We start from the raw sequence: 12,509 nt of genomic DNA, 5'->3' as shown, positions 1-12,509 counted from the left end.
AAAAAGAACCCTACTGGGTTCGTTTACGGGTTACTTCATTAAGTAGTGATTTGAAAGTTGTAAAAGAGCATTCTGTCTGGGAACAGATCGGCACATTGTCCGGAACTGCGCAGAAAACTTTTGACTTTTCGCAATATGAAGAAATTTGTCTTGTTACAACCTGCTCCGGAAATGCAAAATTGTTTTATACAGTTAAAATTCCAGTAATTGTATTGAATGAAGACAAAATACATGTGTGCAACGGCGGATATACCACTGGAACTGGAGCAGAGTGCGAATGGGAAATCTCAAAAACGTCTTGCAGGTTGCTGGCTTGTTATGTTGGAGGGACAAATTACACTGGATCTGCAACGACAATATATGCTAGATAAGCATCGTGGTTATGTCAAAAATAAGCTATTACAACTCTCGTGGTTTTGTTTCCTACACCAGACTTGAAAGGCAAGTAGTTAATAGTTACCACATCTTTAGTATAAACAGGAAATACGTCTGATTTATAGCGATACATAATTATTTGAGGTGTGGCATAAGCACATATTTTGACTTATTCATTGTACAAGTTAAATTTACATCCGCCAAATCCACTATTATTATTTTGAGACTGCTTGGTGTGAATTAATACATATTTAACATTTGTTATATCAAACACGGTATCATTTCTATCGCCGATTTGATATTTTGTCTCCAGTTCATTCCCCCAATTATTAACATCGAACCGCGGAGAATTATATACCCACCAATAGTTTGCATTGCAATCCGTCACTTTTAGACGGTTATAACCCGGATTTTCAAATACAAGATTGGTACTCGTATAGTAATTCGTTGTCGGCATTTGAGAAAATTTCATGTTTAACAACGGGGTACTACTAAAAGGGAATACTGTATCCGCACCAGCCTTTGTCTTATATCCCGTAATTTTACCCGTACTTTTATCAATTACAAATTCCGGGGCAGCGCCCAAATCACTAATTAACTGAGCAACTGGTTTCGCGCCTGGCACGAAACCGTTCTGGTTTACTGCCGCCAGCGTTTTGTAATCATCAATCACCCGCGCTTGATCGACGCTCTCGTTGATCGCTTTATTCATCTCGTTCACCTGTGCCTGCCCGAAAGTATTTCCAAGCTGGTCGTAGGTGGTCGCATCCTCAAATGTGTATGTACCATCATCGTTCTGCGTAATGATCCATCTTCTTTTCCCGTTCATGGATTCATTCAGAATATCATCCATAAAGTTCGTAGGCAGTACCTGTTTTGCCATTTTATTTCAGTCCTCCTTTTTCCTTTCCCAACGTGTAAGGGAGCCGGTACATCGTCGGCTCGCTGGTAAGTTCTTTCACTGTCACCGTGATCAGGAACTTTTCCGATGTGCCAACAGGATTTTTCGACACAGTAACTTTTGTGATTGCGATTCCCACAGACACACCTCCTTACAATACAGCAATATGCACTTCCTCTACAAATGTCTCATTTGTAATGTGATATGTAATAGTCAGCTTATACCGTCCTTTTTGCATTGGCGCTATAAGTGCATCTAAAACATGTTCATCAATAACCACATTGCCGCTGTCTTCCGGATCGTTTGCGCCATCCTTCGTAAGGACATACGACGCGCTCGATATGTCAAAATCTTCCTTTTTTCGCGAGACTACAAGCAGCCGGATATGCTTGCTTTCTCCATAATCAAATGTCGCCGTCATGCGCATGCCCTCTCGGAAACTACTTTGCAACAGCTGCACGCTGTACGGGAACGGTTCCAGTTTTACCGCAAGCGCGCCGAGGTCAACTGTCAGGATATATTTTGTACAAAACGTCTCATTTCCCGCTTCATCGACTGCTGTCAGCTCCACAGCGTAGGCACCGCTTTTTACGCGGGGGATTGCAGTTACCCACAATCCTCCCGCTTTGCGTTCAAAAATGATAGTCTCGCCGTTTACTTTTCCTGTCAGCTTTACGACCATATCATTTTCCTTAGTCCGTTACGGATACGGAAATGATATAGGTCTTGCCTGCATCTACGGGGTTCGGAGTAATTGTAACCGCAGAAATAGCAGGTGCGACTGTATCCAGATACAGGTTTCTGGTAATCGTTGTGGTAACGCCGGATGCGCTTGTGGACACAAACGTGACAACGTTCTTGCCTTCCGCTGCCAGATCGAAAGTTCCGGAGAATTTGCCGTCCGCAATTGTTACATTCTGTGCAGTTCCGTTGCCCACCTTTACGGTCAGCTTCGCGCCGTTTGTAGTACCTGCGAAGCTTACGGTCTTCGCCTTGAAGTAAGCGCCTTCTGCAGGGCTGGTGATCGCAAGGTTCGGAGCTGTAGCCAGCACGTTAAAGGTCAGGGTCTTTGCACCTGCTGCGTTACCGTCATTATCGGATGCGGTTACTTTTACAGTATGTGCTCCATCGACAAGGGCTGTTGTAACAGTATAGGTAAAGGTATAACCGTTTGAAATTGCCGAATTGGTAAGTCCTGTAACTTCCTTGTCGTCGATGTACAGTTTCACAGTACTTGCTGCCACACCGGAATCTTCATCTGTTACGTTAAACGTAATTGTGGGCTTGTTGTTTGCAGTAAGCTCACCGGATGTAGGTGATGTAATCGCAATGATCGGCGCAACCTTTTCTTTTACGGTCAGGCGCAGATTTGATCCAAGCGTGCTGTGTTTATCATTCACCGTGGTTGTATTTCCAGCCAAGTCCTCCGCGGTTACAGACACCGGATAATAATGTCCTGTCTGCTTATAACTGGATTTTGCCGGGGCTGTGATCGTCGCCTCATACTTTCCTGTCGAACTGTTCAGCGTAAGGACTGTTGTTACGCCGTTAATGACGGCTTTTACCTGTTTTACTCCCATTTATTTAACTCCTTTCAAACTGCCCAAGCGTACACTCAGGCGTGGTAATGTTTTTTTATGGTTCTGACCAATTTCATATAGTCGCAACGTTGCAGATTCGATTCTGTTCAGTTCGCTGCTGTCGATAAATGGTCCATTGTCAAAAAATGTTTTTGTTGTCCCTATAACTTTGTTATAGGATGTCTGGTTTATTGCATCGAGGTTTCGTTCAAACACATTAAATTCCCGTGCATAATACCAGCTGGAATAGTTCTTTTCTTCGCCCATGCTTTCCAGCGTAAGCGGGGCGTAAATCTCATTCACCAGTTCTCCCAGCACTGCCAGATTGTTCCGGATACGATTGTAGGATTCCGGGTTCAGTCTGTCTTTTGTCGGGTCCCAGTCCGTTTTCGGTTCTATCCAGCCCATTTGTTCCTCCTGGCTTTCATTTTCCCTTCCCAGCTTCCTTTATAAGTAAGCTGTACTTCATGTGCGCGGATCAGCGCAGTGTCCAGATTCTCCCGCTGCAGATAAAACAGATCGTTTGCGTCTACACGCGGGTCACCGCGGTACTTAAATTCATACTGCAGGTTGTTCCGGTAATATCCCGCGATCCACTCTTCCAGATCAGCAGCGTGCAAGTCGGTGCTAACAAGCTGGTTTTTCCATTCTTTTTCTGCCCCAATCGTATCGTGCTGCACCCTGTAATTTCCTTCATAGACCGTGTATTTATGCCCTTTCAGGGTGTATTTCACGGTCGTAGACTGGCTCACGCCTGAAAACCGTAACTTTACATAATAGCTATAGCTTTCTGCAATTTCGCAGCTGATTTCCTCCTGATCCAGCTCAACCGCATAGCCGTATGCCGGATCATTCATGGTGATTTCCAGCTCCTGCCCGTCCGCATCCACGATGATGTCACCGCTACTCAGGTCTTCCACTGTCTCCGTCTCTGCGTAAACCCATTTCTTTATGGTCAACGCTTTTAATCTGGTGTCCACCGTTCCAATCGGCGTATTTCCCAGTAGCTCCCTGTCATCCAGGACATAATCCGTAACGTTTCCGAGCTGCAGCTTGTCCAGCGTCACACGGCTACCCGGAATAGACTTCGTAAAAGTAATTTCCATCCGGTCAAAAAGCTGCAGCTCTTCGTCCAGCACTGCATTCAGGTCAGGGGTTACCACGGTATAAACATCTACCGTTTCGCCGTTGTAAAAGGTTCGCACAACAACCTCCTGTGGTGCGACTGACCTAAAATTCAGCTGCAGCCCATAGCAGGTATACCCAGCTTCCAGCACAACATCTATTTTCGGCGGTGGGTCAAAAGTGCCGTCTGCACCAGCTACAGAATCGCTCACATACCCGATCGAAAGATATTCTGTATTCTCCGGCAGGAAGTACATGCTGCCGTCCGTCGTAGAAAAGTCTCTGCTTCCCATTGCATACGCGTCTACAGGATCGTCCATGAGGATATTCTCCACCCGGCTGAACGCCGTTTGATTCTCCGAATTTGCATTCACATCAGGCAAAAAGGAAGACCGGAGGGTTATCTTTTTCCTCCGGTCTTGCGTCATAATGCAACGTCCCGCATTTGCGATCATCTGCAGCGCTTCTGTATGTTTTACAATGGGGATTGGATTTTGAACCGTTACCTTTTTCAAATACGGGTCGATAAAATATTCTCGCGGGTCTACTTCTGCATCCGTGAGCACGTCCTCTGCCAGCGCGTACAGGCTAATCCCGTTCGGGTGATAAGTGCCCTTGTGGTATTTCCCGGTCATATTGTCAAATCGGTCTGTCGCCGTGAACTTTGCCTTTTGATCGTCCGCCGACCATTTTTTAAGGTATCCGTTAAACGGGTCGAGCCATTCGATTTTGCCGTCGTTATTTACATCATATCCAAAATACGCCCGAATCTCCTGCCCGGTTTCCAGAAACCGCACAGCACTTTCTGGGTTGTCCGCGTTGTAATAACGATCCAGATTCCCGATCGTCACAGTCATGTCCTGCGACGGAAGTTTTTCCGAAATCGGGGATACAACGTCCTTATAAGTAAACGCTTGCACTTCCTTGTCCGTATACACATTCGCAATCCCGCAGATAAATTCTTTTACACGCAGCCGCCCAGCGCCGTTGACCATTTTGGTAGGCGTAATGATCAGATACGTTGTCCCGTAAAATACATCTTCGGTTACCCATCGACTTTTCTCATTTCCAGTGTACGCATGCGTCCCATGATCGTTTGTGACTGTAAAATCAACCGGATAGCATTCTCCGAAGTCTATCGTAAGCCCTTTAATATCCAGTCCCTCATGCTCAAACACTACATATAAGGTCCCAGATAAATCCTGCGTCACGATGCCCTGATTAAAAAAATCAGCGGTCGGTGATTCCGGCAGAAAGTACATGCTGCCGTCCGTCTTTGCGAAATCCTGTTCAGCGGTGGCATAAATATGGTCTACCGGGTAGGAATCGAACGGTTTATTCGCATCCGCAAAATATACGAAATTATTCCGAATATCCTGCGCAGATACAAGCTTTTGTGCATCTTCGTTTATGATCCCGAGATATACCTTTATATAGCCGATATTCCGCCATATCTGTTTCATGGAGGTCTTATATTCTTTTGATACATGCTGCATTCCTCACACCCCGCAATCAATAATATTCACTTTGCAGTTCCGGTATCGTGTCGGTTTGTCCTCATCATCGATCCAGTACGGCTCCGCGCTGCGATCCCCCGGATACATCTTTAAGGTTATCCAGTCCTGTGTGATGGGATCCGGAAAGGTTACCGGCACACCAAAGCCTTCGCGGAACTTTTTTAAGATAAACGACCACTGTTCTGCCGACAGCATGGGCCACTTCAAATTATTGATTTTATACTGATCTCGGCTGATTCGCTGCCCGACAACCTCCGCCTTTGTGTCCCTGGCAGAGTTTACAGGAGTTGTGACAATTACGTTCAGTCCTCTTTCCGGGTAAGGAAATTCCTCTCCGTCTACATAGATGTATGCCACAAATTACTCACCTACTTTCAAAAAGCGGGACGCTTTCGCGCCCCGTTATGTGAATACAACCCCGTTTCTTGCTTCTCTTTCCCGCATGGCTTTAATGCCCTCTGCGGTATCAAAGACAATTTCAGGGTCCCGATCGTTGATCTTTTCCAGCAGTTCGATCACCCGCACCAGCAGTTCTGCCAATACTTCGTTACCGTTTGCAACGCCCGCCGTAATACCATCGACAATTTGATCGCTGTTTGCGACCGCCGGTCTTCTTCCGATGCGCCCAACCATTTCGGGTCCCGCTTCGTTTGCAATAAACAGGCTGCCTCGATCCGGAAAACCGCCATCTTCAAATCTCGGAATGCGACCAAAAGAAACGTTTCTGACCTGAAAATCAAAGTCAAGCATCTTTCCAAGCGGGGATTCGTTTAACTTAGACAGCAAATCATTTATGCCATCCAGCGCAGTATTCAACATGCTTTCCAGCGAAGAAATTACATTGTTCAGTACATCAACTACCTTGTTTGCAAGTCCCTTAAAGCCCTCGTAAATTCCATTTTTCAGGTTTTCCCCGAGCTTTTGCCAACGTTCTTTTGTAAACCACGGTGCAACATGCTCGTCCCACCATTTCTGGATGTCCGTTTTCCACTGCAGAACAGTTTCGTCCCATTTCTTTTTGAAAGACGTTTTTATGTTTTCCAGCATCATCTTCCATTTTTCAGTGTCAAACCAAGGTTTTACATGTTCGTCCCACCATGTAACGATAGCGGTATTCGACCACCAGTCTACAAGTTCATCCCACTTGGTCTCAAAACTTATTCTGATGTTTTCCAACAATTCCGACCATTTTTCTTCGGAGAACCACGGTGTTACGTTTTCTTCCCACCATGTATAAATTGCTGTGTTTTGCCACCAGTCCACAATTTCAGCCCATTTGGTTTCAAAACTGGTCTTCACATTTGTAAAAAGCTCTGTCCACTTTTCTTCTGTGAACCACGGTGCAACTTCGCTTTCATACCAGTTCGAGAATTTATCGCCAAGATCATTAAACCATTGATCCCACTCTGCCTGATCCGCTTCCCGGCTTGCGCGGTTGTTCGCCTGCCATTCCAGAAACTTATTTTTCCACTCTTCGACCCAGCTAAAATCAGCATTTTCATACGGATTATAAGCGTCGTTCTCGCCCTGAATGTTTCCAACTCCGGTCGAGTCATGCCCGTAAATCGCCCAAGGACTGTTTGCACGTTCCTGCCGATTCTTTGAATGGAATGCTTTCCAGCCGTTTTCTTGAATGTACTCAATATCTTTTTTCCAGTTCTCGTATGCTTCCACACCGATCATGGTTACGGTAATGCCCAGCGTAATCCAACCGAGCCCTTTTAGCACAGGCAAGGTTCCCTGTAAGAATTTGATTGCATTGTACGCAGCAGAACCTACCTTAAAAGCAAGCACAGATGCCTTAAATGCAATAAATGCTTTCGCAAGATTTTCGATTCCTCTCGCAACGTCTTCCGGCTGGATTTTATCCATCCAGTCCGCCAGATGGTCCAGAAAATTGTTCAGTGTTTCGCTATTCAGAAAATTCGCTGTCAGGTTGGACAGCTTTTCCAGAAAGATCAGCAGTCCTTCGCCAACTGTTTCTGCAAATGGTTCCAGTCGATCCCAGAAATCAGATAAATTTTGCCGGATTTGCGCCCAGTTTACTTTATCGTTAAATTCTTTCAGGATCCGAAGAAGATCAGGCAGCCCTTTTTCAATCGTCCATTCCCCCAGCGGCAAAAGCACCTGCACATAGAAATCCGATATCACACCGGACAATGCGCCAAACACGGGAATCAAAGACTTTGTGTACTGTGCGATCATCTCCATCAATGGCTTAAAGTTCAAGCCTGCCGACCATTCCACGGTAGCGTCTGCAGCCTGCCGGATATTGTAAATAATTACCGCAAAAATATCGCGGATGTTTTCCAGCGTTCTCAGTCCTGCGTTGTTTGCGTTCCACGCTTCGCGGAAATTTTTCGCCAGATTTCCGACCACCAGACCGATATCCCCGATAATATGCAGGATATCCGCAAACATGGCGATTGTGGCTTCCTGGTTCCACATCGTCAGAAAATCTCGTCCGATGTCCTGCACCAGCTTTTTGACCTCATCCAACGCATACTTCCAGGAATCCATTACGAACTGACCTTCCCGGTTCCATGCTTCTTTCAGAGGTGCAAATAATTTCGAAAAGAAATCTTTGATCTTGCCCGCCATGTCTTTGTACTTGTTTTCGATTGGAACTTCTTCGAACATGTCGCCCGGATTCAGCCCGCCGGATGCTCCAGAACCAGATTGCTTCTGGATCACATTCAGCTCGTCGATTCCGAGTGTGGCATCTTTCGCAGCTGCACCCGTCTTTTTCAGGCTCGCTGCATAGTCTTTATAGGCATTCGTTGCCTTTATGACAGTGCCTTTTCCGGTCAGTGCTGCGAACAGCTGTCCGATCGCCGTTACCGCCATCGTTGCAAGTTCGATGATCTTAATCAGAGCCGGGGCAAGCGCTTCCAGCAAAGGTGCTGCTGCCGCTGCGACCGCATTTTGCAACTGCCCCAATGCAGACCACAAACCGGATAACGCCACGTTGGCTTCGTTGCTGTACTGTGCAAGATTTTGAAATCCACTTCCCAATCCGCTAAACACGCCAGAAAATGCCCGCGACAGGATGGAAAACCGAAGCAGATTCGTGATCCTGCTCACATGCCTGGATAAGTTTCCCGTACTTGCACTGCAGCTATCAATCCGGCGTTTGGTCTTGGTAAATCCGCCGATAATTCCGCTGATTTTTGCATCCACTCTGGACAACAACCCAGATACTTTCTGCAACCCGTTCCGCCATTTTTCGAAGCCGTTGCCTTTTTCAGTCGCTTTTCCGGCAGCATCCAGCTGTTCCTGCGTCTGTGCTGCCTCGCCGGTCAGTCGTTCCAACTTCTCGTTGGCAAGCTGCAGTTCCCCGTTCAGCTTTTGCACTTCTGCGGTGCTTTCCGGATTCATCCGGGCAGTTTCGAGACGATTCTGTAAAGACAGTACCTTATCTTCCAGTTCATCGTATTCCGGATTCAGGGCGTCAATTTGTTTTTCGACTTCCTGTAATCCATATGGGGTAAGCCCCATAGCCTCCTGATCTCGTAAATCAGAGAGCTTATCCAGTAGCGGCTGCATCTGTTTGTCTACCGCTGCAAACTCTTTTTCTGCCGCCTTCAACTGCGCTTCCAGATTTGCAATGGTTGCATTTCTGGCGTTTCCAGACTGTAAATCAAGCAGCTTCCGCCGCAGGTTGTCGATTTTAAAGCCCTGCTGGTCGACCGCTTCCTGCTGCCGCTTTAACTTCGCGGTAAGGTTGTCTACTGTCTTCCCAGCGTTCCCCGTGTTCGCCTTCCCGACGATGCTGTTCACGCGGGACATACAGCGGTCAACGATCGCTTCTGCTTTCTGGGTTTTCTGAGCAACTGCATCCATTTCTTTTTTGTATTTGGTTGCACTCGCCTCGATAATTACCTGCAGGCGTTCCAGTGTCGTCCCTGACATCAGCTTTCCTCCTTTCCGCTGTGCGCCTGCTGCCAGAGTCGGTTATGCTCCTCCGCAAATCTGCGCATTCTTTCGTTTCGTTTTATCAATTCTCGATCTACTTTTTCTGTTTCCGGGAATAATGTAGGGTAAAAATGTTGTACTGTACGGAAATCGCTGTCTTTTTCTCCCCACACCGCATCCCTGATCTGCAACGCTAATACCTGAAGGCTCAAAGCCCGCACCTTAAATGCTTCGTCTTTTTCTTTCTGCCGTCGATCTTCGCGTCTGCGATAGGAATCGAACAGATCAACTACCTCAGCAAGACTGCATTCCCAGAAAAAAGACGGGCTGTATCCCATGTCCAGAAACTTCGGATACAACTCGTCCAGTAACTCGCTTACAGTTCTTTGCGCATTTCCGCCAGTGACTCGGACATTTCCGCTGCCACCGATTTCGATAAAAAACCGCTCACCAGGAATACATCCAGGTATACGTTGGTAAAGAAGCTCAGCAGGTCGCCGCCTTCCTGCTCGTATTTGTCATACAGGGACTCCATATCCTTTGCAGATACCTTATGCGTCCACGGCTTCATCGCCGTGTGTGCAACATCCAACATAACGGTCAGCGGTGGCATCCCACCCTTGAACGACATCAGCTCCATGATGGAGCCTTTATATTTCGCTTCCAGCTCTTTGACACCTGCAGTCTGCAGCTTTAACCTGTAAGTCTCTCCACCGACCTCCCAGATTGCAAAAGGATTTCTCTGCGGCGCTTTCTTTTCTTCCTGCACCGCAGCATTTTCTGTAGGCTGATAAGTTTCATTCTGCATAGGCATCTGCGAACCAGGTGTTGTATTTCCAAAAAAGTCCATTTATGTTGCCCTCCTTTACGCCGGATCGGTGAATGTAAGTTCGCTCTGCAGTGCCATCGTTACATCAAACTCAATAACGCCGTTGACGCCGCCGCCTGTTCTTTTCACAGAGGGCTGTGCCGCAAACTCAATTTTCGTTCCATCCGGATCAGTTTCCTCAAAATAATAGGTTTTCTTCGATGCTTCCATTTCGCGGAATTTGCGGTAAGAGCTTTCCGCCGAGCTGTTGTCGTACTTGAACTTATAGACCATATCGCCCGGATCACCGATGCCCATTTCATACTGTTTTACCTTGTCCTTTAAGGTAGTGTTTTCTACTTTTTCAGGATCAGAACCAATTTCAGGGATTTCCTTTAATCCTGCAAGGTCTGTATAGCTTGCTCCCTCTTTGGTTTCTTTGTAGCCTAAAGCTGCTCCATTTGCCAGCATTTCACATTCCTCCTTTAATAATTGTTACCGTTCCAATACACAATATCGGAATCCATGTCAATGATACCTTCATAACGCATCTGTTTATGTCGCATGCCGGATGGATCCGGGACATCGCTGCAGCCGGTTCGCACCAGCCCAAGCGCGGCAATGGCAGCATCTACAGCCTGCGCCATCCCCGATGTGCTCCCGCTATTCCAGATATCAATCCGGTAACGAACAGATGCTTTATCTTCCTTGTTTGCGGTACGCTCATATACCCTGTTTTCCTCTTCGGTGTACTGGATCGCCGGAAGATCCACCCAAGATGTCGGGTATACATCTGACACGTTGTCGCACACCGCCTGCAGCGCCGCAAACACTTCGTCTTTTACATTTTTCACAGTTTCCTTACCTCTTTTCTCAGATCGGCGGACAGGTGCCGGATAATCTCGCCCTCGTTGTTTTTCAACGCCGGGTACATAAACGGGCGCGCTGCCTGCCCTCTGGTGTAATATCCGATTACCTTGTCGCCGTCTCTGGCAATTCCAAAGCCATAGGACTGCGCCGCTTCCACGGACATTGCATCCGCCGGTATCACCCAACCGCGCTGTTTGTACACCGGATGCACATCAGGAGATATTCCGGCGTGGTGGGCTTCTCCGTTTGGACCCGTACCAAACTCCACATATGGCGCATACTCTTTGTTGGTGTAGCAGATCGCAACCATCCGATCAGAGTATATTTCCATTTGTGTCAGGATGCTCTGCCGCAGCTCACCGCCGCCGCTTCCAAAACGCCTTACCGGTGCTTCCTCTTTTGCTGAAGCCTGCACAAGTGCAATCTGTCTACCGATGCTTCCACGCAACCCGGCTGGAAGCCTGGATAACTCAGACATCTGCCTGCTCAGATCCTCAAATTCCACCTTCAAATCTGCGTTCCACCTCCAACACAAGATGTCCATAAGGATAAACCGCCACGACTTTATAATCCGGTTCCTGATCCGGCGCGGAATAAATACAGATACCGTCGTTCACGGACACGGAGAAGCCGTCATCAAACTCGTACCGTACTTCTCCGTTCTCCATAATCTCCCGATAGTCTCCATCAAGGCGTAAATTCCGGATGTTCGGCAAACGGATTCCGTAACGTTCCGCCTGCAGCTTTCCGCCACCTGCCCACATTTCCGCAAAAAAAGAAGACGGCGTGCCATATTCGATCGTGGTCACGCCCTCCTTATCTTTTACCGGAATCGCACGCCTGTGATTGCATTCAATCAGTCTGTTCCGTCTCAGTCTCATAGACCCGTCCTCCTACTCTTGCCAGCCTGTACCGGTTCAGGATGTCATATATTTGCTTCGGTGCATTATCGAAGCTGTAGGATTCGCCGGATGCGCTCCGGCTGCTCTCACCTTCTGTCCCGAGCCGGTTATATGCAATCAGCGCCAGTTCACGGACGGTATTATCAAGCTGCGGGATCATCCGTGTTCTGTTCGTGTAGGACAGGACAAACTGTTCTGCATCCTCCAGCAGTACGGTCAAAATAACGCCGTCCTTTTCTCCGGTAAGAACCTGCAGTTTTTCGATGTTGTCCATCAGATCACATCCTTTAATACTGCCAGAAGTTCCTCTTTATTCAGTCCAGAGGTTCCATCCAGCCCTTTCCTTTTTGCCAGCGCACGCAACGCGGAAACACTCATTTCTTCCAGCGCTTCCGTCTGCTCTTCGCTTTCTTCCTGCGGTACAGGGTCCATTTCCTCGTATCCTTCCGCTTTCAGTTTCCGGATTCTTGCAGGATCATCGGTTTCCCGCTCCACATTTTTAAAGATCAGCCGCAT

The 12,509-nt window shown here is 47.4% G+C and carries 17 protein-coding genes; 1 reads left to right on the top strand and 16 read right to left on the bottom strand.

What is annotated here, in order from left to right; all coding sequences use genetic code 11:
• Positions 1-50 precede the first annotated feature (50 nt).
• Positions 51-371 (top strand): hypothetical protein, encoded by a 321-nt coding sequence (locus ACLTOQ_RS02160; RefSeq protein WP_412318624.1) that lies wholly within the window; start codon positions 51-53, stop codon positions 369-371.
• A 173-nt stretch (positions 372-544) separates the two neighbouring features.
• Here ACLTOQ_RS02160 and ACLTOQ_RS02155 read toward each other — a convergent pair whose 3' ends face one another.
• From ACLTOQ_RS02155 to ACLTOQ_RS02080, 16 genes are read right to left on the bottom strand one after another with little or no spacing between them, the layout of a single operon-like run.
• Complete coding sequence (locus ACLTOQ_RS02155; protein WP_412318623.1) at positions 545-1,258, bottom strand: hypothetical protein; 714 nt, start codon at positions 1,256-1,258, stop codon at positions 545-547.
• A 1-nt stretch (position 1,259) separates the two neighbouring features.
• Positions 1,260-1,415, bottom strand: a complete 156-nt coding sequence (locus ACLTOQ_RS02150) for a hypothetical protein (protein WP_262585507.1) — start codon at positions 1,413-1,415, stop codon at positions 1,260-1,262.
• Between the two features lie 12 nt (positions 1,416-1,427).
• Complete coding sequence (locus ACLTOQ_RS02145; RefSeq protein WP_412318622.1) at positions 1,428-1,958, bottom strand: PF13754 domain-containing protein; 531 nt, start codon at positions 1,956-1,958, stop codon at positions 1,428-1,430.
• Between the two features lie 10 nt (positions 1,959-1,968).
• Positions 1,969-2,856: an Ig-like domain-containing protein gene (locus ACLTOQ_RS02140; RefSeq protein WP_262585505.1), complete on the bottom strand. Its 888-nt coding sequence runs from the start codon at positions 2,854-2,856 to the stop codon at positions 1,969-1,971.
• A complete protein-coding gene (locus tag ACLTOQ_RS02135) occupies positions 2,857-3,264 on the bottom strand; it encodes a hypothetical protein (RefSeq protein WP_262585504.1) in 408 nt (135 codons plus the stop codon). It abuts the gene before it with no gap.
• Complete coding sequence (locus ACLTOQ_RS02130; RefSeq protein ID WP_262585503.1) at positions 3,252-5,444, bottom strand: hypothetical protein; 2,193 nt, start codon at positions 5,442-5,444, stop codon at positions 3,252-3,254. Before ACLTOQ_RS02130 ends, ACLTOQ_RS02135 begins: the two co-directional genes overlap by 13 nt.
• Positions 5,445-5,480: 36 nt before the next feature.
• Positions 5,481-5,855 (bottom strand): hypothetical protein, encoded by a 375-nt coding sequence (locus ACLTOQ_RS02125; RefSeq protein WP_262585502.1) that lies wholly within the window; start codon positions 5,853-5,855, stop codon positions 5,481-5,483.
• 45 nt (positions 5,856-5,900) lie between these two features.
• The gene (locus tag ACLTOQ_RS02120) at positions 5,901-9,410 is read right to left on the bottom strand and encodes a hypothetical protein (RefSeq protein WP_412318620.1); all 3,510 of its coding nucleotides are present in this window, start codon (positions 9,408-9,410) and stop codon (positions 5,901-5,903) included.
• Entirely contained in the window at positions 9,410-9,751 is a 342-nt protein-coding gene (locus ACLTOQ_RS02115) for a hypothetical protein (RefSeq protein WP_412318618.1), read from the bottom strand. The genes ACLTOQ_RS02120 and ACLTOQ_RS02115 overlap by 1 nt, the downstream gene beginning before the upstream one ends.
• 38 nt (positions 9,752-9,789) lie before the next feature.
• On the bottom strand, positions 9,790-10,263 hold the full coding sequence (locus tag ACLTOQ_RS02110) for a DUF6096 family protein (protein WP_412318617.1): 474 nt from the start codon (positions 10,261-10,263) through the stop codon (positions 9,790-9,792).
• A 15-nt stretch (positions 10,264-10,278) separates the two neighbouring features.
• Positions 10,279-10,692 (bottom strand): phage tail protein, encoded by a 414-nt coding sequence (locus ACLTOQ_RS02105; protein ID WP_262585498.1) that lies wholly within the window; start codon positions 10,690-10,692, stop codon positions 10,279-10,281.
• A gap of 14 nt (positions 10,693-10,706) precedes the next feature.
• Positions 10,707-11,075: a hypothetical protein gene (locus tag ACLTOQ_RS02100; RefSeq protein ID WP_262585497.1), complete on the bottom strand. Its 369-nt coding sequence runs from the start codon at positions 11,073-11,075 to the stop codon at positions 10,707-10,709.
• Positions 11,072-11,596, bottom strand: coding sequence for an HK97-gp10 family putative phage morphogenesis protein (locus ACLTOQ_RS02095; RefSeq protein ID WP_412318752.1), 525 nt, complete (start codon positions 11,594-11,596; stop codon positions 11,072-11,074). Before ACLTOQ_RS02095 ends, ACLTOQ_RS02100 begins: the two co-directional genes overlap by 4 nt.
• Positions 11,586-11,972: a hypothetical protein gene (locus ACLTOQ_RS02090; RefSeq protein WP_262585496.1), complete on the bottom strand. Its 387-nt coding sequence runs from the start codon at positions 11,970-11,972 to the stop codon at positions 11,586-11,588. The genes ACLTOQ_RS02095 and ACLTOQ_RS02090 overlap by 11 nt, the downstream gene beginning before the upstream one ends.
• A complete protein-coding gene (locus ACLTOQ_RS02085) occupies positions 11,944-12,267 on the bottom strand; it encodes a phage head-tail connector protein (protein WP_412318616.1) in 324 nt (107 codons plus the stop codon). The genes ACLTOQ_RS02090 and ACLTOQ_RS02085 overlap by 29 nt, the downstream gene beginning before the upstream one ends.
• A complete protein-coding gene (locus tag ACLTOQ_RS02080) occupies positions 12,267-12,509 on the bottom strand; it encodes a Rho termination factor N-terminal domain-containing protein (RefSeq protein ID WP_262585494.1) in 243 nt (80 codons plus the stop codon). Before ACLTOQ_RS02080 ends, ACLTOQ_RS02085 begins: the two co-directional genes overlap by 1 nt.

It is taken from the genome of Gallintestinimicrobium sp., from assembly GCF_046968865.1.
In the GTDB taxonomy this organism is placed as follows: Bacteria; Bacillota; Clostridia; order Lachnospirales; family Lachnospiraceae; genus Gallintestinimicrobium; species Gallintestinimicrobium propionicum.
Note: the sequence above shows the minus strand (reverse complement) of the source record. Positions and strands in the feature narration are given on the sequence as shown.